23 protein-coding genes are annotated in these 26,156 nt (G+C 73.0%); 6 read left to right on the top strand and 17 right to left on the bottom strand.

Going from position 1 to position 26,156, the window contains the following annotated elements; all coding sequences use genetic code 11:
- Positions 1 to 61 precede the first annotated feature (61 nt).
- From QE359_RS12390 to QE359_RS12365, 6 genes are all read right to left on the bottom strand, one after another.
- Positions 62 to 625, bottom strand: a complete 564-nt coding sequence (locus QE359_RS12390) for an alpha/beta hydrolase (protein ID WP_309779432.1) — start codon at positions 623 to 625, stop codon at positions 62 to 64.
- Between the two features lie 24 nt (positions 626 to 649).
- Entirely contained in the window at positions 650 to 1,609 is a 960-nt protein-coding gene (locus QE359_RS12385) for an AraC family transcriptional regulator (RefSeq protein ID WP_309779431.1), read from the bottom strand.
- A gap of 116 nt (positions 1,610 to 1,725) precedes the next feature.
- Positions 1,726 to 2,139, bottom strand: a complete 414-nt coding sequence (locus QE359_RS12380) for an ATP-binding protein (protein WP_309779430.1) — start codon at positions 2,137 to 2,139, stop codon at positions 1,726 to 1,728.
- The gene (locus QE359_RS12375) at positions 2,136 to 2,474 is read right to left on the bottom strand and encodes an STAS domain-containing protein (RefSeq protein ID WP_070418772.1); all 339 of its coding nucleotides are present in this window, start codon (positions 2,472 to 2,474) and stop codon (positions 2,136 to 2,138) included. The genes QE359_RS12380 and QE359_RS12375 overlap by 4 nt, the downstream gene beginning before the upstream one ends.
- Before the next feature lie 55 nt (positions 2,475 to 2,529).
- Positions 2,530 to 3,750, bottom strand: coding sequence for a multidrug effflux MFS transporter (locus tag QE359_RS12370; RefSeq protein WP_309779429.1), 1,221 nt, complete (start codon positions 3,748 to 3,750; stop codon positions 2,530 to 2,532).
- A 213-nt stretch (positions 3,751 to 3,963) separates the two neighbouring features.
- Complete coding sequence (locus tag QE359_RS12365) at positions 3,964 to 6,618, bottom strand: phosphoenolpyruvate carboxylase (protein WP_309779428.1); 2,655 nt, start codon at positions 6,616 to 6,618, stop codon at positions 3,964 to 3,966.
- A gap of 209 nt (positions 6,619 to 6,827) precedes the next feature.
- Here QE359_RS12365 and QE359_RS12360 point away from each other — a divergent pair, with 209 nt between their 5' ends.
- On the top strand, positions 6,828 to 8,564 hold the full coding sequence (locus QE359_RS12360) for a BCCT family transporter (protein ID WP_309779427.1): 1,737 nt from the start codon (positions 6,828 to 6,830) through the stop codon (positions 8,562 to 8,564).
- Positions 8,565 to 8,798: 234 nt separating this feature from the next.
- On the opposite strand, the gene QE359_RS12355 is transcribed toward QE359_RS12360, so the two are convergent.
- A complete protein-coding gene (locus QE359_RS12355; protein WP_309779426.1) occupies positions 8,799 to 9,515 on the bottom strand; it encodes a biliverdin-producing heme oxygenase in 717 nt (238 codons plus the stop codon).
- Positions 9,516 to 9,590: 75 nt separating this feature from the next.
- Here QE359_RS12355 and QE359_RS12350 point away from each other — a divergent pair, with 75 nt between their 5' ends.
- Together QE359_RS12350 and QE359_RS12345 are read left to right on the top strand one after the other, a co-directional pair.
- The gene (locus tag QE359_RS12350; RefSeq protein WP_309779425.1) at positions 9,591 to 10,436 is read left to right on the top strand and encodes a siderophore-interacting protein; all 846 of its coding nucleotides are present in this window, start codon (positions 9,591 to 9,593) and stop codon (positions 10,434 to 10,436) included.
- A gap of 52 nt (positions 10,437 to 10,488) precedes the next feature.
- Positions 10,489 to 11,061, top strand: coding sequence for a GIY-YIG nuclease family protein (locus tag QE359_RS12345; protein WP_309779424.1), 573 nt, complete (start codon positions 10,489 to 10,491; stop codon positions 11,059 to 11,061).
- Between the two features lie 517 nt (positions 11,062 to 11,578).
- On the opposite strand, the gene QE359_RS12340 is transcribed toward QE359_RS12345, so the two are convergent.
- The gene (locus tag QE359_RS12340; protein WP_309779423.1) at positions 11,579 to 12,550 is read right to left on the bottom strand and encodes a hypothetical protein; all 972 of its coding nucleotides are present in this window, start codon (positions 12,548 to 12,550) and stop codon (positions 11,579 to 11,581) included.
- Positions 12,551 to 12,597: 47 nt separating this feature from the next.
- Positions 12,598 to 12,849 (bottom strand): DUF4287 domain-containing protein, encoded by a 252-nt coding sequence (locus QE359_RS12335; protein ID WP_309779422.1) that lies wholly within the window; start codon positions 12,847 to 12,849, stop codon positions 12,598 to 12,600.
- A gap of 132 nt (positions 12,850 to 12,981) precedes the next feature.
- On the opposite strand from QE359_RS12335, the gene QE359_RS12330 reads away from it, so the two are divergent.
- From QE359_RS12330 to QE359_RS12320, 3 genes are read left to right on the top strand one after another with little or no spacing between them, the layout of a single operon-like run.
- The gene (locus tag QE359_RS12330; RefSeq protein WP_309779421.1) at positions 12,982 to 14,079 is read left to right on the top strand and encodes an amino acid ABC transporter permease; all 1,098 of its coding nucleotides are present in this window, start codon (positions 12,982 to 12,984) and stop codon (positions 14,077 to 14,079) included.
- Positions 14,079 to 14,852, top strand: a complete 774-nt coding sequence (locus QE359_RS12325) for an amino acid ABC transporter ATP-binding protein (RefSeq protein ID WP_309779420.1) — start codon at positions 14,079 to 14,081, stop codon at positions 14,850 to 14,852. The genes QE359_RS12330 and QE359_RS12325 overlap by 1 nt, the downstream gene beginning before the upstream one ends.
- 41 nt (positions 14,853 to 14,893) lie before the next feature.
- Positions 14,894 to 15,907 carry a transporter substrate-binding domain-containing protein gene (locus QE359_RS12320; protein WP_309779419.1) on the top strand — a complete coding sequence of 338 codons (1,014 nt, stop codon included), beginning with the start codon at positions 14,894 to 14,896 and terminating at the stop codon, positions 15,905 to 15,907.
- Positions 15,908 to 16,240: 333 nt separating this feature from the next.
- On the opposite strand, the gene QE359_RS12315 is transcribed toward QE359_RS12320, so the two are convergent.
- From QE359_RS12315 to QE359_RS12280, 8 genes are read right to left on the bottom strand one after another with little or no spacing between them, the layout of a single operon-like run.
- Complete coding sequence (locus tag QE359_RS12315) at positions 16,241 to 17,377, bottom strand: LLM class flavin-dependent oxidoreductase (protein WP_309779418.1); 1,137 nt, start codon at positions 17,375 to 17,377, stop codon at positions 16,241 to 16,243.
- The gene (locus tag QE359_RS12310; protein WP_309779417.1) at positions 17,374 to 18,996 is read right to left on the bottom strand and encodes an ABC transporter substrate-binding protein; all 1,623 of its coding nucleotides are present in this window, start codon (positions 18,994 to 18,996) and stop codon (positions 17,374 to 17,376) included. Before QE359_RS12310 ends, QE359_RS12315 begins: the two co-directional genes overlap by 4 nt.
- Entirely contained in the window at positions 18,993 to 20,639 is a 1,647-nt protein-coding gene (locus QE359_RS12305; protein WP_309779416.1) for an ABC transporter ATP-binding protein, read from the bottom strand. Before QE359_RS12305 ends, QE359_RS12310 begins: the two co-directional genes overlap by 4 nt.
- Complete coding sequence (locus QE359_RS12300) at positions 20,636 to 21,526, bottom strand: ABC transporter permease (RefSeq protein WP_309779415.1); 891 nt, start codon at positions 21,524 to 21,526, stop codon at positions 20,636 to 20,638. Before QE359_RS12300 ends, QE359_RS12305 begins: the two co-directional genes overlap by 4 nt.
- Positions 21,523 to 22,572, bottom strand: a complete 1,050-nt coding sequence (locus QE359_RS12295; protein WP_309779414.1) for an ABC transporter permease — start codon at positions 22,570 to 22,572, stop codon at positions 21,523 to 21,525. Before QE359_RS12295 ends, QE359_RS12300 begins: the two co-directional genes overlap by 4 nt.
- Positions 22,569 to 23,591: an LLM class flavin-dependent oxidoreductase gene (locus QE359_RS12290; protein WP_309779413.1), complete on the bottom strand. Its 1,023-nt coding sequence runs from the start codon at positions 23,589 to 23,591 to the stop codon at positions 22,569 to 22,571. Before QE359_RS12290 ends, QE359_RS12295 begins: the two co-directional genes overlap by 4 nt.
- Positions 23,588 to 24,943 (bottom strand): NtaA/DmoA family FMN-dependent monooxygenase, encoded by a 1,356-nt coding sequence (locus QE359_RS12285; RefSeq protein WP_309779412.1) that lies wholly within the window; start codon positions 24,941 to 24,943, stop codon positions 23,588 to 23,590. The genes QE359_RS12290 and QE359_RS12285 overlap by 4 nt, the downstream gene beginning before the upstream one ends.
- Positions 24,940 to 26,130, bottom strand: a complete 1,191-nt coding sequence (locus tag QE359_RS12280; protein ID WP_309779409.1) for an LLM class flavin-dependent oxidoreductase — start codon at positions 26,128 to 26,130, stop codon at positions 24,940 to 24,942. Before QE359_RS12280 ends, QE359_RS12285 begins: the two co-directional genes overlap by 4 nt.
- Positions 26,131 to 26,156 lie beyond the last annotated feature (26 nt).

The following is a 26,156-nucleotide window of genomic DNA, read 5'->3' as shown; positions in this document are numbered from 1 at the left end:
GGTGTGTCGCCGGAGTCCCTGCCATATCGCCTCGAAGGTGAACGGCGTGTCGCGGGCGGGGTCAGAGCGTGCGCTCGAGGTCGTCCACGAGTGCACGGCCGGCCGACCAGGCACCGAGACCACTGGCGACGTTCACGTGGCCGAGCGCGCCGACCCGGACGGCTCCGGCACCGAGGACGTCCGCGAACGCCAGGGCCCGGTCGAGCGTGCAGTACGGGTCGTCGTCGCTGACCACCAGACGCGTCGGGACCGCAGGGGCCGCCTGGGCCACCGGCTCGACGAACCCGGCCGCTGCGGCGGGGAACCCCGGCGCGAGGGGGTCCGGCGGCGCCACGAGGAAGGCACCCGCGACCTCGGCGTGTCCGCGCTGCCCGAGCCACGCGGCGACGGCGAGGACGCCCAGGCTGTGCGCGATGAGCACCGGCGGTTCGTCGACGGCGGCCACGGCGCTGGTGATCGCGCGGGACCAGTCGTCCGGGTCGGGCTCGCTCCACGACGCCGGCGCGATCCGGACGACCGCGCCCGGGTCGTCGGCCAACCGGTCGTCCTGCCACAGCGACTGCCAGTGGTCGGGGTCGGAGTTCCAGATCCCGGGGACGATCACCCACGGTCGAGGTCTGCGCACCCTCGAAGCGTAGTGGGGGTCGGATCAGGCGTGCAGCGTGTCGCGCGGGTACTCGCCGAAGCGCGAGGCGTACGCCCCGGAGAACCGGCCGAGGTGGGCGAAGCCCCACCGCACGGCGATCGCGGCGACCGTGACGTCACCGGGCGACGAGCGGCGGAGTTCCTCGCGGACGCGGTCGAGCCGGATGCCCCGCAGCATCGCGTTGGGCGCCGTACCGACCTGCCGCTGGAACGCCTGCTGGAGCCCGCGCACGCTGAGCCCGACGTGCTCGGCCACGTCGGTCGTGCTGATCGGTGTGTGGGCGAACGCGTGCATGTACTCGACGGCCTCGCGGACCCGGCCGGTGGCGCCCTGCGGCAGGGTGATGTCCGGCGCGAGCACGGTGTGCGGGAAGGTGCGGAGGAGCGCGAGGGCGGTGTCCCGGGCGGTCTCCGCGAGGACCAGCCGTGACACCGGTGCCTCACCGAGCACGGTCTCGGCGGCCCGGCGGACCTGGGCGTTCCACCCGCGGAGGTCCTCGCGCCGCGGCGGCTGGGTGTGGTCGAACACGAGTGGGGCCGGCTGCGTCCCGTGCTCCTCGGCCGCCACGCCCTCGAGGAACGTGCGATCGAACTGCACCAGGCTCTGCCGGAGGTCCTGCAGGTCGAAGGCGAACGGTCGACCGGTCGGGAACATCATCGGCGTGCCGGGCGTGAAGGCGACCTCCTGCCGCCCGACGTCGACGGTGCCCCCACCGTCGGCGAGCCACATCACGACGTACTCGTCACCGGACTCGAGCTCGCCCTGCATCCGGGCGTCGAACCGCGTGGAGCGGAAGGACATCGTCTCGTCACCCGTGACCCGGAAGCGGTAGCTGAACGGGCGTTCCGTGCGCTCCGCTTGGAAGCCCACGCTCGCGTAAGCGTCCTCGTACATCTGGATCGCCGCCTCGAGGTCGGCCCCGGACGTCTCGAAGCTGATCCTGGGGTCGGGCTCGACGTTCATCGACTGGATCGTGACACGGCGGCACGGAACCCACGGGATGTATGCGCACGCATTGCGGATACCGGCCCACGGGCTGCGCGAAGCGGACGAACCGTTCCGTCAGACACGAGCGGCTCTCAGTGGCGCCCGCGCCGGACCGTCCACAGGTTCCGGTCCGCGACCCGTTCGTAGCGCAGGTCGTCGACCACCATCTGGACGAGCGCCAGCCCTCGCCCGCTCTCGGCCAGCGCGTCGGGGAGCTGCGCGGCGGACGGGTCGACCGGCACCGGCACACCGTCGTCGGTCAGCTGCGCCTCGACCGCGTCGGAGCCGACGTCGAGGTGGAGCGAGCACGAGACGCCGCGACCGGCCGCGCCGTGCTCGATCACGTTCGAGGTGAGTTCGACCAGCGCGAGCTCGAGGGCCATCCGGTCCTCGGCCGAGACGGTGGGCTCGGTGTCCCACACCGTCGCGAGGAACGTGTGCACCGCCGTGACGTCGTCCGGCGGGCACGCCAGGTCGAGGCTGTGCCCACCCACGGCGGCGTTCATGCCCAGTCGGTCACCGCGGCGTCCCCGTCCGGGTACGTGCGGAGGATCTTGTCCATGTTGGAGAGCTTCAGCACCATCTCGACCTGGTCGGACGGCGCCGCGATGCGGAGGTCTCCGCCGGCCTGTCGCGCGGCCTTGAGCGACCCGACGAGCGCGCCGAGACCGGAGGAGTCCATGAACTCCACCCCGGACAACTCGACGACCACGCGGGGTCGCCCGTCGCCGACGACCTTCGCGACGGTCTCGCGGAACGTCGGGGCCGACACCATGTTGAGTCGGCCGCTGCACTCGAGCACGGCGGCGCCGGCGTCCGCTTCGTGTACGACGATGTCCATGTCGGTGCCTCCTGGGATCGGTGCGGGGTGCACCCTGCAACCTACCGGGTCCGGGTCACGAACTCGTCGAGGCGCGTCCGGTCCGTCGCGTCGCCAGCAGCTGCACGACCACGGCGGCCGCCATGAGCACCGCCATCACCGACCCCATCGCGACCGCCGTCCCGCCGAGCGCTCCCGCGAGCGGCGTGCCGAGGCCGCCGAGCCCGAACGTCAGCCCGCCCTGCAGTGCTGCGGCGGTCCCCGGGTGCGCGGCACCGACGTGCTGCGTTCGGGTCATCGCCGCCGGCAGGACGAACCCCCACGCCGCGGTCACGACGGCGAGCGAGACCCAGACCGGCACCGCGCCGGCCCCGAGCAGCGCGGACACGAGGACGCCCGTCGCGCCGAGGGTCCCGAGCGCCAGGCCGAACGACAGCAGCGCGTCCTCCGAGAACCGACCGACCACGCGGCGGAACACGAGCGTCGTGACGATCATCATCGAGGCGTTCGTGGCGAACACGAGGGTGTACATCCCCTCGGAGAACCCGAAACCGGTCTGGAACACGAACGAGCTCGTGGCGATGTACGCGAAGAAGCCGATGGTCGAGAGCACCCCGGTCAGCACGTACGCACGGAACCTCGGGATGCCCATGAGCTCGCGGATGCGTCCCCAGTTCGCACCGAGGCCCACCCCGCCGCGGAACGCCCGCGGCAGGGTCTCGTGGAACCGGACGACCACGGCGACGAAGAACGCCGCACCGAGCACCGCGAGGACGACGAACATGAGTCGCCAGGTGCCGATCGTCAGCACCGCTCCCCCGGCCAGCGGGGCGACGACGGGGCCGATCGCGTTGATCGCCGCGAGGGTCCCGAACACCTTCGCCATCCGTGGCCCGTCGACCACGTCCGAGACCATCGCCCGCCCGGCGACCGCCCCGGCAGCACCCGCCAGCCCCTGGAACACCCGCGCCACGACGAGCGTCACGACGTCCGGCGCGAGCGCGCACCCGACGGAGGCGACGGCGAAGACCGCCGTGCCGACGAGCATCAGCGGACGCCGCCCGATGCCGTCGCTCACCGGTCCGGCGAGCAGCTGCCCGACGGCGAACGCGACGAGGAACGCCGTCAGGGACAGCTGCACGGCACCGGGCGTCGTGCCGAGGTCGTGCGCGATCGCCGGCAGGGCCGGGATGTACATGTCGGTCGCGAACGGCGAGACGCCGACGATCAGGGCGAGCGGCAGGATCGGTGGGAGGGCGGTCGTCCGGCTGGTCGGTCCTGTGCGCTCCGTCGTCACGTCGGCCACGCTACGCGCCCCCGAATCGATTCGACAAGGGCGGTGGTGTCGCGCTGCCGACACCGAGACGGCCAGGAGGCGGGCCCCACCAGCCGGTACCGGCGCACCGCGCCAGCGGGACGACGGCCGTGCTTGGAGGGACGGTGCCAGCTGGCACCGCGCCTCCTGGGCCCGAGGCGGTCGCGTCGACGACCGACGGCCGGTCCGCGTGGATCAGCCCGTGTTCTGCAGGCCGGCCGCGATGCCGTTCACGGTGAGGAGGAGCAGCCGGTGGTCACCGTCCGTCGGGTCCGTGCTGCCCGAGGTGCGGATCGCGCGGAGCGCCCGGAGCTGCAGGTGCGAGAGCGCGTCGACGTACGGGCTGCGGAGCCGCACGGCGCGTGCGAGGACGGGACGGTCCTCGAGGACGTCGCTCCCGCCCGAGACGCGCAGCACCCACTCGCGCGTGCGGAGCATCTCGTCGAGGACCTTCGCGGCGAGGTCGTCGCGGTCCGCGAGCTCGAGGTACCGGCGGGCGATGTGCTCGTCGGTCTTCGCGAGCGACATCTCGACGTTCTTGATCATCGCGCCGAAGAGGGGCCACTCGGCGTACGCGGTGCGGAGGAGCTCCACGTCGCCGACGGCCTCGAGCGCGGAACCGAGGCCGTACCACCCGGCGAGGTTGATGCGCGCCTGCGTCCACGAGAACACCCACGGGATCGCCCGGAGGTCCTCGAGCGACTCGACGCTCAGACCGCGGCGGGCCGGACGGGAGCCGAGCGGGAGCAGACCGATCTCCTCCATCGGGGTCACGCGCGCGAACCACGGCGCGAAGCCGTCCGCCTTCACGAGGCCGTAGAACGCCTCGCGCGAGACGTCGTCGAGCTGCTGCGCGAGGTCGGCGAAGCGCGTGGCGGCGACGGCCGTGCGGTCCTCGTTCGACGGCGAGGACGCGAACAGCGTGGCCGAGGCCATCTGCTCGAGGTGCCGCGCGGCGATGTCCTTGTCGCCGTACTGGGCGAAGATGACCTCGCCCTGCTCGGTGAGCTTGAGGCGTCCGTCGATGGAACCGCGGGGCTGCGCCAGGACGGCCTCGTTCGCCGGGCCACCACCGCGGCCGAGCGAGCCGCCGCGGCCGTGGAACAGCGTGAGCTCGACGTCGTTGTGCTTCGCCCAGTCGGCGATCCGGGCCTGTGCGTCGTAGAGCGCGAGGTTCGCCGACACCGGACCGACGTCCTTCGAGGAGTCGGAGTAGCCGAGCATGACCTCGAGGCGGCGACCGGTCGCTGCGAGGCGACGCTGGAACGGCTCGGTGCGGACGGCCTCGTCGAGGATGTCGACACTGGCGTGCAGGTCCGCGAAGGTCTCGAACAGCGGGATGACGTCGAGCACCGGGGCGGCCTCGGGTGACCCGAGTGCGGCGACCGCGAGCTCGTGGACGTTCGCGAGGTCGGCTGCCGACTGCGTGAACGACACGATGTAACGACTGGCGGCGCGGACGCCGTACCGGGCCTGCAGCGCGGCGATCGTGCGGAAGACGGCGAGGACCTCTTCCGTGGTCTCGCTCAGCTCTCCACCGGCGCGGATCTCGGCGAGGGCGTTCCGGTGCACCTGCGAGTGCTGCCGGACCTCGAGCTCGGCGAGGTGGAACCCGAAGGTCTCGACCTGCCAGACGAGGTTCTGCAGCTCGCCGTTCGCGGGACGGGTGGCCCCGGCCGCGACGAGCGAGGTCTGGATGGTGCGGAGGTCGGCCAGGAGCGCGTCCGGCCCGGGGTAGGCGAGCTCGGCCTCGCCCCGGCGTGTGGCGTCGATGCGGGCGGCGACGAACAGCAGCGCTCGACGGTGCGTCTCGTTCGGTGCACGGACCCCGATGCGCTCGGCGATTCCGGGGTCGAGGGACTCCTGCGCGGCGACGAGCGCGGTGAGACCAGCGTCCGCCGGGGTCTCGCTCGCGTCGAGGGTCAGGGTGCTGCCGATGCGGGTGGCGGCACGGGAGAGCCCGAGCAGGATGTGCTCGGCCGCGATCTCCGCCGCCTGGCGGGTGACGTCCGCGGTCACGTGCGGGTTGCCGTCGCGGTCGCCGCCGATCCAGGTGCCGAAGCGCACGAAGGCCGGTGCGGTGACCGGCACGCGGCCGGCGTCGTCGCCGAGCAGCCGGTCGTCGAGCAGGCGGTAGACCTGCGGGACGATCTCGAACAGCGTCTGGTCGAACACGCTCATCGCCGTGCGGACCTCGTCGAGCGGGGTCGGGCGGGTCGTGCGGAGCGGCGAGGTGCGCAGGAGGGTCGTGATCTCCTCGAGCAGCCGGCGCTCGTTCTCGGCGAGCCCCGTGGCGTTCGTCGTCCGGTCGCGCTCGTCGATGAGGTCGGTGATGCGCCGCACGGCCGTGGTCACCGCGCGTCGGCGGGCCTCGGTCGGGTGCGCCGTGAGGACCGGGTGGAACCGGAGTTCGCGCAGCCGGGCCGCAGCGGCCTCGTCGCCGACCTGCTCGACGAGCGAGGCGTAGGTCGCCGGGAAGGAGTCCCCCGCGAGTCCGCCGTCGTCGCCGCGGTGCCGGAGCACGCGGACGCGGTGGTGCTCCTCGGCGAGGTTCGTGAGGTGGAAGTACGTGGTGAACGCCTGGGCCACGGCCTCGGCCCGCTCGGCGGACAGCTCCGCGACGATGGCCTCGGCACGCGCGGCGCCCTCGGCCTCGCCGCCCTCGTACGCGTCGATGACCGCGGCACGGAGGCTCTCCACGTCGTGCAGGAGGTCCTCGCCGCCGGTCTCTCGCAGGACGCGTCCGAGCAACTTGCCGAGGTACCGCACGTCGGAGCGCAGGTCGCTGTCGACCGCGCCACTGACGTCGTCCCGCGCGCGTCCGTGGCGGGTCTGACCGTCGATCGTCATGTGGTCCTCTCCGGGTCTCGGCCGGGAAGGTCGTCCCGGTATCCCAGCAGCGTATCGGCCCGTCGGGACCGGTGACGACAACCGTCCGGACGGACCGCGGCGGGCGGGTGCGCGGCCTCGCTTCGTGAGCATCGCACCCGGACGGACCACGGCGAGCGTTCGTAGAATCCGGCCAGGGATGCTCCCGCATCCGTGGGTGGAGGGACGCCATGGACGAGACGGCCGAGCCGGCAGACCACGAACCCGCCACGGTGCGGGCGCAGGACGACGTGGGGACGGGATCCGCGCCTCCTGGCCCGCCGGCCGACACGGCGGTCCGGAAGCCGCCCGTCGAGCGCTGGGTCTTCTGGCCGGCCGCGGGGATCGTGCTCGCGTTCGTCGCCGTCGCGCTCGCCGCGCCGCGGGCCACCGAGGACGTCTTCTCGGCCGTCCAGGGGTGGATCGTGCGGGACTTCGGCTGGTACTACGTGATCGCCGCGGCCGCGTTCGTCGTCTTCGCGATCTGGATCGGCTTCAGCCGGTTCGGCGACATCGTGCTCGGCCAGGACGACGAGGCGCCCGAGTTCTCGACGCTCTCGTGGCTCTCGCTGCTGTTCGCCGCGGGCATGGGCATCGGGCTCGTGTTCTACGGCGTCGCCGAGCCGCTCAGCCACTTCGCCGCACCACGGCCGGGGGTGACGGGCGACGACGACGCCCTCGCACAGCAGGCGCTCACGCAGACGTTCCTGCACTGGGGTCTGCACGCGTGGGCGATCTACGTCGTGGTCGGGCTCGCCCTGGCGTACGCGATCCACCGGCGGTCGCGACCGGTGTCGATCCGCTGGGCGCTCGAGCCGCTGCTGGGCAAGCGCGTGGTGGGCGGGTGGGGCAACCTCATCGACGTCCTCGCGCTGATCGGCACGCTGTTCGGCGTCGCGACGTCGCTCGGGCTCGGCGTGCTGCAGATCGGGTCGGGGCTCGAGTACACCGGGGCGGCGGAGAACACCCGGGGCCTGCAGATCGGGTTGATCGTCGTCGTCACGCTGATCGCCGTCGGGTCGCTGCTGAGCGGCGTCGGCAAGGGCATGAAGATCCTGTCGAACATCAACCTCGTGCTGGCGGCCGTGCTGCTCGTCTTCGTCCTGTTCGTCGGGCCGACGCAGTTCCTGCTCGGCGAGTTCGTGCAGTCGATCGGGCAGTACGTGCAGGGGTTCGTCGGGCTGGCGTTCGACACGAGCGCCTTCGCGGGTCGGGCCGGGCAGGAGTGGCAGGGCGCGTGGACGACGTTCTACTGGGGCTGGTGGATGTCGTGGGCGCCGTTCGTCGGCATCTTCATCGCGCGGATCTCCCGCGGACGGACCGTCCGGCAGTTCGTGCTCGGCGTGCTGTTCGTCCCGACGCTGCTGACCTTCCTCTGGTTCGCGATCATGGGCGGGACCGCGCTGTACGACCAGCTGCACGGCGCCGGCGACCTCGTCGGGGCGGACGGCAGCGTGTCCGTCGAGCAGGTCCTGTTCCAGCTGCTCGGCGGGATGCCTGCCGGATCGGTGCTCGTGATCGGGGCGATCATCCTCATCGGGGTGTTCTTCGTGACCTCGGCGGACTCGGGTGCGCTCGTGATGGGCATGATCGCGACCGGCGGGCAGATCGAGCCGAAGAACTGGATCCGGGTGTTCTTCGCCGGGGTCACGGCCCTCGTCGCGGTGGCGCTCCTGCTCGCGGGCGGGCTGAACGCGCTGAAGACCGCGGCGATCACGACGGCGCTCCCGTTCAGCGTCGTGATGGTGCTGATGTGCTGGTCGACCGTGATCGCCTTCACGCGGGAGCGTCGGGCGTACGCGCGGGCGGAGCGTCGGGCGCTGATGGCGAACCTCGCGGACTTCTACCAGCAGGAGGTCGTCGAACCCGCGGAGCGCGCGCCGAAGACCGGCCCGATCCAGAAGCTCGCGCGCCGCATGCGGCACTGAGGCGGGGGGCGGCGGGCGGCGCTTCGTGAGCAGAAATGGTCGCGTGGGCTGCCCGCACCCGACAGTTTCTGCTCACGAAGCGCCCGCGGCGGACGGCGCGGCGCGGGCGCGGGCGCCGGCGAGGGAGCGCCGGGATCGCGGCGCGTGGCGGAAGCACCCCTGCGAAGCGACGCGCTCCGCGATCCCGGCGGGTCTGGTGGGCGGCACGTGGCCGCTCGGGTCAACTCGGCTCGGTCACGCGATCACGGCCACGTCGTCGCCCGCGCCCTGCGGCCCGTCGTCGTCGGACCACGCCCCGGGACGGCCGAGCACCGGCCCCCGCGTCGCGTCGAGCCCCGCGAGCAGCCCGCTGTCGAGCCGGTGCGCCAGCTCGACCTCGGCGATCACGCGTTCGCGTTCCTCGGCCGACCACGGAGCCGCGTCGAGCTGCGCCCGGTAGGTCTGCTCGAACGCGCTCGGGTCGGCGACCTGGTCGAAGATGTAGAACAGGACGCCGTTCGTCTCGAAGCCGAACTGCTCCGCGAGCAGCCGCCCGATGAGTCGCCCGCCGGACAGGTCGCCGAGGGACCGCGTGTAGTGGTGGGCGACGAACCCGCCGGGCCACGTCGCCGCGACCTCGTTCAGTCGTCGGACGTACGCGGTGGTCTCGGGCAGCGGGCACACGAGCTCGGACCAGTCCGGTCCGATGAGGTACTCGAGGTCCGCCCGGATCGCCGGCATCCGCGTCAACTGCGACGTGACGAAGGGGGCAGCCACGGGGTGCTCCGCCATCCGCTCGGCCGCGCGCTCGAGGGCGTCGTACACGAACGCGTACTGTCCGAGCAGGGCCGCGTACTCGCCGACGTCGCACCGGCCGGCGAGCAGGTCCTGCATGAACCCGTCGCCACCCGACCCCTGCGAGCGACGCGTGCGCCGGCGCAGCAGCTCGGAGAACGGGATGACGGTGTCCATGGAGGTAAGGCTAACCTTACTGAGCGGTACGTCAAGCACAGCGCACCCAGAAGTCGAGAGAGGAAGCTCGCACCGATGAGCTCGAAACCCAAACGCCCCCAGCACGTCTTCGTCGTCGACCGCACGGAGCGTCTCTCGCCGCACATGGTCCGCGTCCACCTCGGCGGTCCCGCCTTCGACGAGTTCGTCGCGGCGGCGGACCCGGAGCGGCTCGCCACCACGGACAAGTACGTCAAGCTCCTGCTCGCGAAGCCGTCGCTCGGGCTCACGCCGCCGTACGACCTCGAGTCGCTGCGCGAGTCGCTCCCGAAGCACGACCGGCCGGCGCGCCGCACCTACACCGTGCGCGCCGTCGACCACGAGGCGAAGGCCATCGCCGTCGACTTCGTCGTGCACGGCGACGACGGCCTCGCGGGTCCCTGGGCGGCCTCGGCGCAGCCCGGCGACCTCCTCGCCCTCTCGGGTCCCGGCGGCGGGTACACCCCGTCCACCGACCCCGCCGTCACCCACGTGCTGCTCGGCGACGACAGCGCGCTCCCCGCGATCTCCGCCGCCCTCGAGGGCATGGCCGACACCGCCACGGGCGTCGCCCTCGTCGAGGTGGCGGGTCCGGTCGACGAGCAGGACGTCGCGCACCCGGCCGGGGTCGACCTGCGGTGGCTGCACCGCGACGCCACCGGCGCCGAGCCGGGCACGCTGCTGCTGGAGGCGGCTCGCTCGCTCGAGCGCGCCTCCAGGCCGGTGCAGGTGTTCGCGCACGGCGAGCGGACCGCGATGAAGGCGATCCGTCGACTGCTGCAGGACGACTGGGGACTCGAGAAGTCCGAGATGTCGCTGTCCGCGTACTGGGCGCTCGGGCGCGCCGAGGACCGGTTCCAGGAGGAGAAGCGCGAACCGATCGGCGTCATCTTCACCGAGTAGCGCCGGCCTGGAGGCGCGGCTGGCGTCGGTGGGTCGGGCTAGCGTTCCCGGCATGGTCGCCCTCTCGTGCTGCGCGCCCGGTTGCGACGCCGGTGCGGTCGCCGGGTCGGCGGTGCCCGCGGTGCCGCTGTGCGCCGGACACGTCGCCCTCGTGGTCGACGCCGCCGCCGAGCACGTCGGCGTCGAGGACGTGCTGCCCGGCCCGTGCCCGGTGTGCGGGTCGCGGGTCGGCGTGCGCTTCCCGTCGGGTGCGGTGTGTGCGACGTGCGAGTGGCGCTGGGGCGACGTGCCGGACGGGGACCTCGCTCCCCCGCGGGTCGACGTCGTGTACTACCTGCGGATGCGGGACGACTTCGGCGACCGGATCAAGATCGGGACGACGGCGAACCCGCGGCAGCGGCTCGCGGCGATCCCGCACCAGGACCTCCTCGGCTTCGAGCGCGGCGACCGGACCCTCGAGCGGCGGCGGCACGCGCAGTTCGCCGGGTCGCGGTACCCCGGTACGGAGTGGTTCCGGGTGACGCCGGAGTTGCTCGAGCACGTCGGGGTCGTGGCCGCGGGCGTGAGCGACCCGTGGGAGCTGCACGCCCGGTGGCGGAGCGAGGCGCTGGCGCTGCGCGGGTGAGGCGCGGCGCGGTGGCCGCGGCCGGCGGCGGCCGCCGGGTGCTGCGCACAACGCAAGGCACGCCGAACCACGGGGAACCGCGGTTCGGGCGCACTTCGCGCGGCGGGCGAGCGGGCGTCGCCAACGGGCGCCCGCGCACGTCGAACCACGAAAGCGACGTCGCACCAGCCGTCGCACGCGGTTCGACGTCGCTTTCGTGGTTCGACGCGGCGCCGCCACCGGCGCGCCGGTGCTGCGCACAACGCAAGGCACGCCGAGCCGCGGGGAACCGCGGTTCCGGCGCACTGTGGTTGCGCGGCAGGCGAGCGCACGCCGCCAGCGGGCGCCCGCGCACGTCGAACCACGAAAGCGACGTCGCACCAGCCGTCGCACGCGGTTCGACGTCGTTTCCGTGGTTCGACACGGCGCCGCCGGCGGCCGGCGGGTGCTGCGCACAACGCAAGTCACGCCGAGCCGCGGGGAACCGCGGTTCCGGCGCACTGTGGTTGTGTGGCGCCGACGCCCGGGCGCCCGGGCGTCAGCGCGCGTAGGCGTCGACGAAGAGGGCGCCGCGGACCTCGCGCAGCGTGTCGGCCAGGCGGGCGATCGTCCGGCCTGAGATCCCGGAGACCTCGAGGTCGTACGGCCCCAGCGCCTGCAGCCGCCCGGTCCGGATGCGGACGACCTCCCACCCGACACCGCGCACGGCACGGTCCTTCCGGCGGTCCGTCTCCTGCCGGGGTCCGACGTGCTCGAGACCGTGACGTCCGGTGGAGTCGTACTCGATCGCGACGCGGAGCTCCGGCAGGATGATGTCCGGCCAGACCTCGACGTGGTCGAAGAACGGTCGGTCGAGGCGGATCGCGGAGTGGTCGAACGTGAAGGCGAACCGCTCGGCGAGGGCGGCCCGGAGCTCGGCCTCGACCGCGGAGGCCGTCGCCGGGGCGCACGCGCTCGTGAACGACTCCCCCGAGGGCAGCCGCGGCGTCTTCGGGCAGATCGACCGCGGGACGGCCGGGGGCCGGGGCCGGCGGGGTGCACCGGGCTCCGGGCGACGAGGGCGGGACCGCGTCGACGCCACAGCACCGGCCGGGGTCCCTCGAGCCGGAGCCGCGGGCAGCGTCTGCCGACCGGTGACGCGCACGACCCGCTGCGGGACCGGCACCGCGGCCGGCCAGTCGGACGGCAGCACGGGCCAGCGCTGCGGTTGGGCCTGGACGGCGCACTCGGGGCACCAGACCGACCGGCGTCGTTCCCGACCCGGACGGGAGCGCTGCTCACCCGGGGTCGCGACGAACACGTGCCCGACGTCGCACTCCCACGTCAGCAGGACCTCGGCAGCTGGTGGCACCTGGCTGAGGACGACGCCGTGGTTCCACTCCGGGTGGTACTGCCGGACGAGCACCGGGTACGAGGACCACTCGGCACGGAACTCCCCCACGGCGTAGGGCACCGCCACGCCGCGCGACCACTGTCGGCGGCGCCACCACGCGTCGACGGGTTCGGCCACGCTGTCACGCTAGGCAGCACCACCGACAACCGCGACGGCGAGGGGGTTCAGTTCGCGAGGGCGTTCCGCACGTAGCCGACGAGGGCGTTCGCGTGCCCGTGTCCCATGCCGTGCTCGGTCTTGAGCCAGGCGACGACCTCCATGTGCTTCTGGCCGTCGAGCCGGTCCGCGACGAGGTCCAGCCACTCCTGCACGGGGCGCCCGTAGGTCTTCTCGATGCTCGGGAAGTACGACGCCGGCCCCTTCGGCTTGCTGCCGTCGGCCGGGGGCTCCGGTGCGGTCACGCGGTGTGCGGTCATGGGGGTCACGATAGCCGCCGTCCCGCGTCACAGAGCGTCATCCGATCCCCGCGTGTGACGCCGGGTTCCCTCCCGTGCCGATGTGTTTCGCGCGGCGTTGTCGCGCCTCGGCGCACCTCCTACGGTCGCGACATGACCCAGACCACCGACACGGAGCGCCCGACCGGAAGCCCCGCCGGAACTCCGACCGGAAGCCTGACCGACGCGACCATCGACGCCGCCGGCCGCGCAGCGCTCGGCCGCCCCGTCGTCCCGCTGCGCCACCCGCCGCGGTGGATCGCCGCGGCGGTCGTCCTCGTGGTCCTCCTGAACTTCGTCGAGACGCTCTTCACCAACGAGCAGTGGGGCTGGCCGGCGGTCGGCAAGTGGCTGTTCAGCCCGGCGATCCTGACCGGCCTGCAGCTCACCCTCGTCGCGACGGCACTGAGCGCGGTGATCAGCTTCGCCGGCGGCATCGTCGTGGCGATCGGCCGGCTCTCGCGCAACCCGGTGCTGTCCGGGCTCGCCTGGGGCTACGTGTGGCTGTTCCGTTCGGTGCCGCTCATCCTGGTGCTCGTCTTCCTCTACAACCTCGGGTCGCTGTACCCGACCATCGGCATCGGCGTCCCGTTCGGACCGCAGTTCGAGGTCCCGACCGCGAACGTCCTCAGCGACCTGGCGATCGGCGTCATCGGGCTGAGCCTCAGCGAGATCGCCTACGCGTCCGAGATCGTCCGCGCCGGTGTGCTCGCCGTCGACCACGGCCAGCACGAGGCCGCGCAGGCCCTCGGGCTCCCCCGCCGCCGCCAGTTCGTGCGGGTGATCCTGCCGCAGGCGCTCCGCTCGATCGTGCCGGCCTTCGTCAACCAGATCGTCGGCCTGCTCAAGGCGTCCTCGCTGCTGTTCTACGTGTCGCTCCTCGACCTGTTCGGCGTGGTGCAGAACCTGTCGAGCACGTACCCGACGGACATCATCCCGCTGCTCGTCGTCGCGACGATCTGGTACCTCGCCCTCACGAGTGCGGTGTCGATCGTCCAGTACTACGTCGAGCGATGGACGGCGCGCGGCTCGATCCGCGCCCTCCCGCCGACGCCGTTCCAGCGGCTCCGGTCCGCGGTGCGCCGCGGTGCCGGGCGCGGCCGGGGAGGCCCAGGAGGCGCGGATCGCCCCTCCTCGTCGGCACGCGCTGCACAGGTGCTCGCCGCCAACCGCGTGGTCGCGTCCGGCCAGAACGACGGGAAGGCCATCTGATGAGCGCCACCATCGGCATCCACGGCGCCGTGAAGGCGTTCGGCGACAACGTCGTCATCGACGGCGTCGACCTGTCGCTGCCGTCCGGGAGCGTCACCGTGATCCTCGGCCCGTCCGGGTCCGGCAAGTCCACGCTGCTGCGGGCGATCAACCACCTCGAACCCCTCGACCGCGGTGTCGTCACCGTCGGCGGCGAGACCATCGGCGTCCGGGTGCGGACCGGGCGCGACGGGGTCCCCCGCTACAAGGAGCTGCCCGAGCGCCTGATCCTGCGGCAGCGCTCCCGGATCGGGTTCGTGTTCCAGCACTTCAACCTGTTCCCGCACCTCACCGCGCTCGAGAACGTGGCCGAGGGCCCGATCGCCGCCGGTGTCCCCGCCGCCACCGCGAGGGCCCGGGCCCAGACGCTGCTCGAACGCGTCGGCCTCGGCGACCGCGGCGCCACCCGCCCGCGCCAGCTCTCCGGCGGGCAGCAGCAGCGCGTGGCGATCGCCCGGGCGCTGGCGCTCGAGCCCTCGGTGGTCCTGCTGGACGAACCGACCTCGGCGCTCGACCCGGAACTGGTCGGCGAGGTGCTCGGCGTGATCACGGACCTCGCCGAGTCCGGTACGACGCTCGTCATCGTCACGCACGAAGTCGCCTTCGCCCGCGAGGTCGCCGACCACGTCGTCTTCCTCGACCACGGCCGCATCGTCGAGCAGGGCCCGCCCGCACAGCTCATCGACGATCCGCAGCACCCCCGCACGCGCGACTTCCTGTCCCGCGTCCGCTGAACTCCCCACCCGTTCCGACCCGACCCGACCCCTGGAGAACCATGTCCGCGATCACCCCCTCCCGCTGGCGGCACCGCGCCGGCGCCCTCGTCCTCGCCGCCGGCGTCGTCGTCGCCCTCGCCGGCTGCGCCGCCAACGCCAGCGCCGGCACCGGCTCGGACGACGGCACCGTCACGATCGGCGCCGCCTCGAACGGCGCCGCGACCGAGACGAAGGTCTCCGTGCAGGAGGACTCGAAGCTCCACGACGAGCTCCCCGCCGACGTCAAGCAGTCCGGCAAGCTCGTCATCGGCATCGGGGCCCTGCCGTCCGGGTACCCGCCCCTCGCCTTCACCGGCGACGACCAGAAGACGCTGACCGGCTCCGAGCCCGACCTCGGCCGTCTCGTCGCGGCGAAGCTCGGCCTCGAGCCCCAGGTGAAGAACGCCACGTGGGACAACCTGTTCGTCGGCATCGACGGCGGGTCGGTCGACGTCGGCCTGTCGAACATCACCGTGACGGAGCAGCGCAAGGAGAAGTACGACTTCGCCTCGTACCGCCAGGACAACCTCGCGCTGCAGGTGAAGGAGGGCAGCTCCCTGCGGTTCGACGGAGATCCGTCCGTGCTCGCCGGCAAGACGATCGCCACCGACTCCGGCACGAACCAGGAGAAGATCCTGCTCGGGTGGAAGGCCGACCTCGCGGAGCAGGGCAAGACCATCACGGTGAAGTACTACCCGGACGCGAACGCGAAGCTCCTCGCCGTGCAGTCCGGCAAGGTCGACGGCTACCTCGGCCCGAACCCGACGATCGCCTACCAGAACAAGCAGAACGCGGGGACGGCGAAGGCGACGACGACCGCGGGCACGTACTCGGGTGCCGGCGCCGACCTGCAGGGGCTCATCGCGGCGACCACCAAGAAGGGCGACGGGCTCGCGAAGCCGGTCCAGGAGGCCATCAACGAGCTCATCGACGACGGCACGTACGCCAAGTGGCTCACGGCCTACAACCTGTCGAGCGAGGCTGTGAAGCAGTCCGAGCTCAATCCGGAGGGCCTGCCGCTCGACGCCAGCTGATCCGGCACGCGCTGTCCGACACCCCCGTGGCCGATCTGGCCGCGGGGGTGTCGTCGCGCGTGCCCTCGGGGCGCGGTGCGGTGCGGTGCGATGCCGTGCCGTGCCGTGCCGTGCGACAAGGTCGACGTCGTACGACAGCAGTCACGTCGCTCGTTGCGCACGCGGGCATCCGCGGACGCACGACAGCGACACGGTCGACGTCGTACGACAACGACGATGTCGCGTCGGGCCGAGTCGGCAATGGACCAGCCGTGCGCGGGACGCGCGCACACGACGGACGGGAGGCGCGGTGCCAGCTGGCACCGCGCCTCCCGTCCGTCGGCCGGCCACGTCTCAGACCGCGGCCGGCACCGCCTGCTCGGCACGCCGCGCCCACTCGGCCGCGAGCAGCTCGTAGGAGCGCACCCGCGCGTCGTGGTCGTGCGTGATCGTCGTGACGAGGAGCTCGTCCGCCCCGGTGGCGCGGCGCAGCGTCTCGAGCTGGTCCGCGACCCTGCCGGCATCGCCGACGAACCGCGTGGCGATGCGGTCCGCGACCGATGCCGCCGCCGCGTCGTCCAACGGGTGCTCCCGGGCCCACTCGGGCGTCGGGTACTCGATCGCCCCGACACCGGAGCGGATCGAGTGCACCCACTGGCCGTAGCCGAGGGCGAGTCCGGACGCCTCGTCGGTGTCCCGGCCGACGACGACGTCCGCCGACACGATGACGTGCGGCGCGTCGAGCACACCGGGGCGGAACGCGTCGCGGTACGCCTCGACCGACGCCAGGACCGTGCCCGGCGACGTGTGGTAGTTCGCGCCGTAGGGCAGGCCGAGCGCGCCGGCCGCCCGTGCGCTCGCACCCCCGGTGGAGCCGTGGATCCAGAGTTCGACGGGGGTGCCGGCGGCGGGCGGCGCCTCGACGACCGCGCCGTCGTGCGACCAGGTCCCGTCGAACAGCGCCCGGATCAGGTCGAGTTCGCCCTCGAACCGGTCGACGTCGCCCGGCACGCGACCGAGCAGCTCGCCCTGCAGCGCGAACCGGCTGCGCGGGGCGATCCGGAAGTCGAACGGTGCCGGGATGAGCAGCCCGTCGACGACCTCGTCCTCGCGCGGGGCGAGCGACGGCGGCTTCGGGGCACCGGGTGCGGGGGCACCGGACCGGCCGAGACCGAGGTCGATCCGCGGCCCGTACACCGCGGCGAGCGTGCCGAAGGCCTCGGCGATCTGCAGTCCGCGGACGTTGCCGACCAGTGTCGCCGCGCTGCCGACGCGGATCGTCGAGGTCGCGGCGGCCACGGCCCCGATCACGATGTTCGGTGCGCTGCCGGCGACACCCGGGTTGAGGTGGTGCTCGGCGAGCCAGTACCGGGCGTACCCGGCACGCTCGGCGTGCTGCGCGAGGTCGATCGTGCGGTGCAGCGCCTGCGCGGCGGTGGACCCGGCGCTGACCGGGACGAGGTCGAGGACGGACAGGGGGACGGCGGTCATGCTGCGTTCGTCCAGGCGCCGGTGAGCTGGTCGAGGCGGGTGTCCGCGCCGAACGCGATGCCGTGCACGTCCTTCGTGGTGGCGATGATGCTGGTGAGTTCGTGCACGGGGACGAAGTCCACCTGCGACGCGATCCGTTCCTGGATCGCCGCGAACGTGGCCGCACGCTCGGTGGAGGACGACTGCGAGAGCTCCTTCGTGAACAGGGCGTCGAGCGTGCCGTCGGCGGCGCCGATCGACTGGGCGCCGTCGCTCGAGAACTTCGAGCGGAGGACGTCGCCGTCGGCGCGGGAGCTGTTGTCCCACGCGAGGTCCCAGTCCCCGCTACTGGTGTTGGCGAGGTACTGCGGGACGGTGCCGCTCTCGAGGGTCAGGCCGACGCCGACCTTCCGCAGCTCCTGCTGGATGAGTTCGAGCGAGGTCTGGTTCGGCCCGAAGTTCGTGATCCAGATGAGCTTGAGCCGCAGCTCCTGGCCGTCCTTCGCGCGGATGCCGTCGGAGCCGGTCTTCCACCCGGCCTCGTCGAGCGCCTGCTCGGCCGCGGCCGGGTCGTACGAGATCGCCGGGGAGGTGTCGGTGTACCCGGGGGTGGTCGAGCCGAGCACCGACGTCGCGACCTCGAACAGGTCGTTCAGGGACGTGTCCCGGACGGTCTTCGGGTCGACGGCCTGCGCGATCGCCCTGCGGACGACGAGGTCGGACACGAGCGGGCGCTTCTGGTTGAACGTGAGCCCGAACACCTGCCCGGGGTTGGCACGGGTCACGAGCTCGTACTGCGACTCGAGCGTGTCGACGTCGCTCGGCTGCACGCTGCTGATCGCGTCGAGCTGGCCGGACTGCAGGCTGCCGGTGCGGACGCTCGCCTCCGGGACGACCTGGAACGTCACCTTCGACAGGTGCGCCGCGCCGGTGTTCGACCGCGCGGCCGGGCCCCAGTCGTAGTCCTTGCGCTTCGTCAGGACGGTGGAGGTGTTCTTCGTGTACGACGACAGCGTGAACGGCCCCGTCCCGATGACGGCCGTGCCGTCGGCCCGGTCCTCGAACGGCGTCTCGGTGGTCTTCGGTGCGACGATGCCGAGCGCGACCGACGCGGTGGCGTTCGGGAACGCGGCGTTCGGCGTCGTGAAGTCGACCTCGACGGTGTCGTCGTCGACGACCTTCGTCTCCCGGTACCCCGAGAAGTACGCGGCGGCGGTGCTGGACGCCCCGGCCTTCGCGATGTCGTCGAAGGTGTCCTTCACGGCGGTGGCGTCGAAGGCCGACCCGTCGGAGAACGTCACACCGGAGCGCAGGTCGAACGTGAACGCGGTCGCGTCGGCGTTCGCCGAGTACTTCGTCGCCAGCCAGGGCTTCAGCGAGCCGTCCGACGGGTCCTGCCAGAGCAGCGAGTCGACGAGCTGCCGGGTGATGGCGAGGGTGTCGTTGCCGGCGCCGGTCCCGGTCGGGTTGAGCGTGATCGGGTCGTTGGCGATCGCGTAGGTCAGAGAGCCGCCGTCGACGGGCTTCGACGAGGACGACGACGCGGTGCCGCCCGACGAGCAGCCGGCCATCACCAGGGCCGCCGCGGTGCCGGTCGCGATCGCGACCACCAGACGGATCGGGGTGCGGTGGATGGTCATGAGACTCCTTCGGAGGGGGTGAGGGGTGCGACGCGCCGGGATCGTCCGGGGATCGCGTCGAGCAGGGCACGGGTGTACTCGTGCTGCGGGTGGTGGAGGACCTCGGCGACAGCGCCGTGCTCGACCACGCGCCCGCCCCGGAGGACGGACACCTCGTGGGCGATGCGGCGGACGACGGCGAGGTCGTGCGAGATGAACAGGTACGAGACGCCGAGTGTCTCCTGCAGCGACGCGAGCAGGTCGAGGATCTGCGCCTGGACGGACACGTCGAGCGCCGAGACCGGTTCGTCCAGGACGACGAACGACGGGTCGAGCGCGAGCGCCCGGGCGATGGCGACGCGCTGCCGCTGGCCGCCCGACAGCTCCGACGGTCGCCGCCCCGCCGCCGATGCCGGCAGTGCCACGAGGTCGAGCAGCTCCGCCGTACGGGCCGCACGCGACCGCCGGGTGCCGATCCCGAACGCCGCGAGGGGGTCGGCGATGATCGACCCGACCGACAGCCGCGGGTGCAGGGCCGCGTACGGGTTCTGCTGCACGATCTGCGCGCGTCGCCGGTACGCCCGCAGCGCCGCACCGCGGGCGGCGCTCACGTCGTCGCCGTCGAACCGGACGGTGCCCCCGTCGGCGCGCTCGAGACCGAGCACGAGGCGCGCCGTGGTCGACTTCCCGGACCCGGACTCCCCCACCAGCGCGAGGGTGCGGCCGCGCGGGACGGTCACGTCGACGCCGTCGACGGCGGCCACGCGGGCGAAGGACTTCCGCAGGCCCGTCGCGACGACGAGCGGGTCGTCACCGCCGGACGGGAGGCGCGGGTCGGCCCCCACGGACACGGTCACGTCGTCGAGACTGGGCGCCGCGGCGATGAGCGCGCGCGTGTACGCCTCGCGGGGAGCGCCGAGCACCTCGGCGGGGGTGCCCTGCTCGACGATCCGCCCCTCGGACATCACGACGATCCGGTCCGCCCGGTCCGCGGCGACCCCGAGGTCGTGCGTGATGAAGAGCACGCTCGTCCCCCGCTCGGCGACGAGTCGGTCGAGGTGGTCGAGGATCGTCCGCTGCACGGTGACGTCGAGGGCGCTCGTGGGCTCGTCGGCGACGAGGAGCTCCGGGTCGCCGATCAGTGCGATGGCGATGAGCACCCGCTGCCGCATGCCGCCGGAGAGTTCGTGCGGGTACTGCTCCGCGCGCAGTTCCGGACGGTCGATCCCGGCGCGACGGAGCTCCTCCACGGCGCGCTGGCGGGCGTCGGTCCCGGTCGCGATCCCGTGGATCTCGAGCACCTCGGCGACCTGCCGACCGATGCGCGTGACGGGGTTGAGCGAGACGGTCGGGTCCTGCGGGACGAAGCCGATCCGGACGCCGCGGACACGACGGACCTCGGCGTCGGACGCGGTGACCAGGTCGAGGTCCGCGGAACCGGCGGCGGTCCCGGAGAGCCGCACCGTGCCTCCCGTCAGCTCGGCCGCTGCGGGCAGGAGCCGCAGGACCGCGTGCGCCGTCGTCGACTTGCCCGAACCGGACTCGCCGACGATCGCGACGCGCTCGCCGCGACCGACGTCGAGGGAGACGCCGTGCAGCGCCGTCCGCGCGTGCCGGCCGTGGTCGTACGCGACCGTGAGGTCACGGATGCTGAGGAGGCTCATCGGACGGCCCGCCGTTCGGTGTCGAGTGCCCGGGCGACGCGGTTTCCGGCGAGGACCGTGACCGCGATGACGAGACCGGGGATGGTCGTCAGCCACCACGAGGTGGCGATGAAGTCGCGGCCGGTCGAGACGAGCGAGCCCCACTCCGGTGCCGGCGGCTGGGCGCCGTAGCCGAGGAAGCTCAGGCTGGAGACGGCGAGGATCGCGGTGCCGAACTCGAGCGCGGCGAGGACGAGCACCGGGCCGGCCGCGTTCGGCAGCACGTGCACGAGCAGCACCCGCCACCAGCGGTTCCCGTTCGCCGTGGCCGCCTCGACGTACGGGGCGGTGCGGACCCGGACGACCTCGGAGCGCATGATCCGGGCGATGGTGGCGATGCTCGCGACGCCGACCGCCACCGCGACGTTCACGGTGCCGAAGCCCAGGACGGTGACGATCGTCAGCGACAGCAGCAGGCTCGGGATGGCGAGCAGGACGTCCGCGATGCGCATGAGCACGGTGTCGACCACCCCGCCGACGAACCCGGCGAGGAGCCCGACCACCGAGCCGCCGACGAGCCCGATGAGGATCGCGAGGATCGCCGCCTGCAGGGTGAGCGCCGTGCCGTGCACGACGCGGGCGTACAGGTCGCGGCCGAGCTGGTCGGTGCCGAACCAGTGTGCGGCGTCGGGCGCGGTGAGCTTCACGGCGGGTTCCGCGGCGAGCGGGTCGAGGTGGGTCAGGGCGCCGGGGAGCAGCGCGGCGAGGACGACCAGGGCGAGCCAGAGCACGGCGAGCGTGAGGGTCGGCCGGGCGACGACGCCCCGGAGTGCGGTCGCGCCGCCGGGGACGCGGTCGGAGACGAGCGAAGCGGGACGGCCGATCGCGAGCTGCGTGGTCTCGGTCATGCGGGGACTCCCTGGGGTGTCGGGGCGGTGGTGCCCGTGGTGGCACCGGGGCCCGCGGCGTCGCCCGTGCCGCCGCCCGGTGTCGGGCCGTCCTGCTCCCGGAGCTTCCGGCGGCTCCCGGCCAGGACGACACGCGGGTCGAGGAGCGGGTACACGAGGTCGACGACGAGGTTCGCGACGACGAAGATCGCCGCGGCGACGAGCACGATGCCCTGGACCACGGGGATGTCCTGCCCCTGCACGGCGGTCGCGGTGACGCGGCCGAGGCCCGGGCGGGAGAACACCGTCTCGGTGACGACGGTGCCGGAGAACAACTGTCCGACGATGAGGCCGGTCACGGTGAGGGCCGGCAGCGCGGCGTTCTTCAGCGCGTGCCGGAGCTGCACCCGCCAGCGTCCGGCGCCCTTGGCGTACGCGGTGTCGACGTACGGCTCACGGAGCGTCGCGACCAGGGACTTCGACAGCAGCTGGGCGATCGTCGCGCCGGTCGGCAGCGCCAGGGTGATCGCGGGGAGGACGACCGACGACGGTCCCTCGCCGCCGAACGCCGGGAACACGTGCAGGCCGAACGAGAACCACTGCACGAGCAGCAGGGCGAACCAGAAGCCCGGGACGGCGACACCGACCGGCGGCAGTTGCAGCAGGAACTGCCCGAGGGCGCGGTTCCGGGTCCACGTGGCGAGGACCGCGAGCCCGCCGCCGAACACGATCGCGAGCAGCAGGCCGACGACGGCGATCTGCGCGGTGGGACCGACGGCCTCGCCGATGACCTCGGTGACGGGTCGTCCGACGCCGATCGAGCGGCCGAGGTCGCCCGTGAGCAGCGAACCGAGGTGCTGGAGGTACTGCACGAGCACGGGCTGGTCGAGTCCGTACTGGTGGCGGAGGGCGTCGAGCTGCGCCTGCGTCACGTCGGTGGCGTCCGGACCGAGCATGATCCGGGCGGGGTCGCTCGGCAGGACGTAGAGGACGAAGAAGGAGATCGTCCACGCCGCCCAGAGCACGAGCACCGCCTGCCCGATGCGCGAGAGCACGTACCGGGTCACGCCGCCACCACCGTCCGCGCTGGTGCCCACCCGAGGGCCGGCGCGACCCTCGACACGACGTCCGAGACGATCTGCTCGTACTCGTCGCCGGCGAACTCGTACGGCAGCTCGACCCGGAACTCGTCGACCTCGGCGAGCGTGGCGTCCCGGACGAGCTGCTCGACGATCTGCTCGGCCGATCCCACGAGGTCCGCCGAGAACAGGGTGCGCCGGGGACCCTGCGGTGCCCTCTGCCGGTCGAGACGCGACTCGTACCAGGTCCGGTAGCGCTCACGCGAGACGCGGTCGGCCGAGTCCGTCGGGACGACGCATCGTCCCCAGGCGACGCGGGGTGTCCGGCCGGACGGGAGCGCGGCGCGGTAGGCGGCGAGCTGGTTCCGCTGAGCGGTGCCGTAGTCGTTCGTGCCCTCGCCCGAGGTGAGGTTGCCGATGAGCAGGTTGAGCCCGGCGCTGCCCGCGAAGGCGGCCGACCGGAGCGATCCCCCGCCGTACCAGACCCGGTCGACGAGCCCCGGTGCGTACGGCTGCAGCCGCGGGCGCTGGACGTTGCCGGGGCTCTGGATCACGGTGTCGTCCCCGCCGAGGAAGTCCCCGCGCAGGTTGTCGACGAAGCGGGTGACCCGTCCGTAGCCGCGGTCGAAGGAGCGCCAGTCGCCGTCGAACACCAGGTCGCCGAGGATGCCCTCGTGCGGGGCGCTCGTCGACAACCCGACCTGGACCCGCCCGTGCGACAGGACGTCGGCGAGCGAGAAGTCCTCGGCGAGGCGGAACGGGCTCTCCCACCCGATCGGCACGACGGCGACGCCGAGCTCGATCGCGCTCGTGCGCTGCGAGGCCGCGGCGAGGAACACCGCCGCCGACCCGATGCCGTGCTCGAGGTGACGGTGCCGGACCCAGGCGCCGTCGACGCCGAGCCGCTCCGCCGTGGCGAAGAGGTCGAGCGTGGCCTCGAGGCCGTCGACGGGTGCGTCGTCCGCGAAGTTCCCCGGCACGAGGATCGACAGGCTGCGCACCGTCACGCGAGCACCCCCCGGCGGTCCCGGATGGTCCCGGGCAGACCGAGCGTCTCGCGGAGCGTCGCGCCCTCGGTGTAGGACTCCCGGTACACGCCGCGCTCCTGCAGCAGCGGGACGACCGTGTCGACGAACTCGTCGAGGCCGTACGGGTTGGTGTGCGGGACCACGACGAACCCGTCCGTCGCGCGTTCCTGGACGTACCGGTCGATCTCGGCGGCGATGTGCGAGGGCGTCCCGACGAACCCGCCGCGCGTCGACACCGCGATGACGAGCTCGCGGATGGACAGGTGCTCGGCCTCGGCGCGGTCGCGCCACGACCGCACGAGCGCCGGCACGTCGCGGGTGTGCCGTGCGCGGCCGCGGGTGATCGCGGCGCCCTCGAGGTCCGGCTCGACGTCGGGCAGCGGGCCGTCCACGTCGTACCCGGACAGGTCGCGGTTCCACACCTGCTCGAGGAATGCGATCGCCGTTGCCGGGCTGACCTGGGCGCGCTGGATCGCCCGGGCCCGCTCGGCGGCGTCCGCGGCGGTGTCTCCGAGGACGAACGTCGACGCGGGCAGGATGTGCAGCTCGTCCTTCGAGCGGCCGACGCGCTCGAGGCGCGCCGTGATGTCGTCGTAGTAGGACTTCGCGTCGTCGAACTCGGTGTGCAGCGAGAAGATCACCTCGGCGTGCGCCGCAGCGAGGTCGCGCCCCTCGTCGGAGTCGCCGGCCTGCACGACCACCGGGTGCCCCTGCGGGCTCCGAGGCACCGGGAACGTCCCGGTCACGTCGAACTGCGGCCCGTGGTGGTCGACGTCGCGGATCCGGGAACGGTCGGCGAACACGGCCGAGGCCACGACGGCGTCGGACTCCCACGAGTCCCAGAGCTCGCGGGACAGCTCGATGAACTCCGCCGCCCGCGTGTACCGGTCGGCGTGGTCCAGGAACCCGCCACGACGGAAGTTCGCGCCGTGGAACGCGTCCGAGCTGGTCACGACGTTCCAGCCGGCGCGTCCGTCGGTGAGGTGGTCGAGCGTCGCCAGCTGCTTCGCGAGTTCGAGCGGCTCGTTGAACGTGGTCTGCAGCGTGCCGACGAGCCCGATGTGCTCGGTGACCCCGGCGAGGGCGGCGAGGACCGCGAGCGTGTTCGGGCGCCCGACGACGTCGAGGTCGTGGATGCGCCCCTTCTGCTCGCGGAGCCGCAGGCCCTCGGCGAGGAACAGGTAGTCGAACAGCCCGCGCTCGGCGTTCCGGGCGAAGTGCTCGAACGACGAGAACGCGATCTGGCTCTCGGCCCGGTCGTCGCTCCAGATCGTGGTGTTGTTGACGCCCGGGAAGTGGGCGGCGAGGTGGACCTGACGCTTGGCGCTCATGCTGAGACCTCCACGGGGGCGGATGCGGACGCGTACCGGCTGGCCGCCGGGGCGATGCCGAGCCGCGTGCGCAGGTCGGCGGTGGGACGCGAGGCCACGTCGGCACGGAGGCCGGCCGTGACGAGCGCGGGGACGAGCTCGCGGGCGATCGCCGTGGAGTCGAGCGGGATGCGCAGCGGGCGGAGCCGGACACCGGCGAACCCGAGGTCCCGCAGGTCTCCGATGAGCGTCACGAGCTCGGGCACGGTCGTCGCCAGCACGGACGTGTCGGACGTCGACGCGTACGGGGCACCGGCAGCCGTGTCGAGCGAGGCCAGCGCGTCGGCGGCGGCGGCCGACGACGACCCGATGAGCACCGCGAGGTCGGCGAGGACCGGACGACGGACGTCCGAGCCGGCCTCCTGCTCGAGGTGACGGATCTCCGACAGCAGGTCCCGCGCCTCCCGTCCCTCGTACCCGGGCGTGACGAGCACGACGTCCGCAGCGTCCACCGCGAACGCGGCCGCGTCCGCGCGGTGCGCCAGCGAGAAGACCGGCGGACGGCCCTGCGGCGACCGCGGCACGATCGACGCGCCGTGGACCGAGAGGAAGGACCCCGCGAACTCGGCGTTGTGGATGCGGTCGCGGTCGATGAACCGGCCGGTGGTCACGTCGCGGATGATCGCGTCGTCGTCCCAGCTGTCCCAGAGTCGCGACACGACCTCGGCGACCTCGCGCGCCTCGTCGAAGAGGACGGACGCCTCGTCGCCGCCGGGACGGCGCCCGAAGAGCGCTGCCTCGCGGGGCGTCGGGCTCACCTGGATCCGCCACCCGGCTCGCCCCTGCGAGACGTGGTCGAGGGTCTGGAGGCCCGTGGCGACGTGGAACGGTTCGGTGTGCGTCACCGAGACGGTCGGCACCAGACCGAGCGCGCGCGTCGCGGGGGCGACCGCGTTCGCGACGAGGAGGGCGTCGAGGCGGCCGACGACCGTGCTCGTGTCGAGGTCGCCCGCCGCGTCCACCGGACCGGCGGTGAAGGAGTCCTCGATCGTGACGGCGTCGACGCCGAGGCGGTCCTGCTCCACGACGACGTCGCGCCAGTGCCGGAGGCTGGTGAGGCGCTGCGCCGCGGGACCGGCGGTGCGCCAGGCGGCGGGGTGCCAGCCGGCGCCCTGCAGGGCGGTGACGAGGGTGATGCGGTCGGGCATGGGGTGCGCTTCCGTCGGGTGTGGTC

It is taken from the genome of Curtobacterium sp. SORGH_AS_0776, assembly GCF_031453355.1.
GTDB lineage: Bacteria > Actinomycetota > Actinomycetes > Actinomycetales > Microbacteriaceae > Curtobacterium.
This window is presented reverse-complemented; position numbering and strand designations above follow the sequence as displayed.

Bases quoted from the DNA above. Each gene is read 5' to 3' on its own strand.
- QE359_RS12385 (WP_309779431.1), bottom strand. From the start codon at position 1,609: ATGAACGTCGAGCCCGACCCCAGGATCAGCTTCGAGACGTCCGGGGCC.
- QE359_RS12380 (WP_309779430.1), bottom strand. From the start codon at position 2,139: ATGAACGCCGCCGTGGGTGGGCACAGCCTCGACCTGGCGTGCCCGCCG.
- QE359_RS12375 (WP_070418772.1), bottom strand. From the start codon at position 2,474: ATGGACATCGTCGTACACGAAGCGGACGCCGGCGCCGCCGTGCTCGAG.
- QE359_RS12365 (WP_309779428.1), bottom strand. From the start codon at position 6,618: ATGACGATCGACGGTCAGACCCGCCACGGACGCGCGCGGGACGACGTC.
- QE359_RS12360 (WP_309779427.1), top strand. From the start codon at position 6,828: ATGGACGAGACGGCCGAGCCGGCAGACCACGAACCCGCCACGGTGCGG.
- QE359_RS12355 (WP_309779426.1), bottom strand. From the start codon at position 9,515: ATGGACACCGTCATCCCGTTCTCCGAGCTGCTGCGCCGGCGCACGCGT.
- QE359_RS12350 (WP_309779425.1), top strand. From the start codon at position 9,591: ATGAGCTCGAAACCCAAACGCCCCCAGCACGTCTTCGTCGTCGACCGC.
- QE359_RS12345 (WP_309779424.1), top strand. From the start codon at position 10,489: ATGGTCGCCCTCTCGTGCTGCGCGCCCGGTTGCGACGCCGGTGCGGTC.
- QE359_RS12335 (WP_309779422.1), bottom strand. From the start codon at position 12,849: ATGACCGCACACCGCGTGACCGCACCGGAGCCCCCGGCCGACGGCAGC.
- QE359_RS12330 (WP_309779421.1), top strand. From the start codon at position 12,982: ATGACCCAGACCACCGACACGGAGCGCCCGACCGGAAGCCCCGCCGGA.
- QE359_RS12325 (WP_309779420.1), top strand. From the start codon at position 14,079: ATGAGCGCCACCATCGGCATCCACGGCGCCGTGAAGGCGTTCGGCGAC.
- QE359_RS12320 (WP_309779419.1), top strand. From the start codon at position 14,894: ATGTCCGCGATCACCCCCTCCCGCTGGCGGCACCGCGCCGGCGCCCTC.
- QE359_RS12315 (WP_309779418.1), bottom strand. From the start codon at position 17,377: ATGACCGCCGTCCCCCTGTCCGTCCTCGACCTCGTCCCGGTCAGCGCC.
- QE359_RS12310 (WP_309779417.1), bottom strand. From the start codon at position 18,996: ATGACCATCCACCGCACCCCGATCCGTCTGGTGGTCGCGATCGCGACC.
- QE359_RS12305 (WP_309779416.1), bottom strand. From the start codon at position 20,639: ATGAGCCTCCTCAGCATCCGTGACCTCACGGTCGCGTACGACCACGGC.
- QE359_RS12300 (WP_309779415.1), bottom strand. From the start codon at position 21,526: ATGACCGAGACCACGCAGCTCGCGATCGGCCGTCCCGCTTCGCTCGTC.
- QE359_RS12285 (WP_309779412.1), bottom strand. From the start codon at position 24,943: ATGAGCGCCAAGCGTCAGGTCCACCTCGCCGCCCACTTCCCGGGCGTC.
- QE359_RS12280 (WP_309779409.1), bottom strand. From the start codon at position 26,130: ATGCCCGACCGCATCACCCTCGTCACCGCCCTGCAGGGCGCCGGCTGG.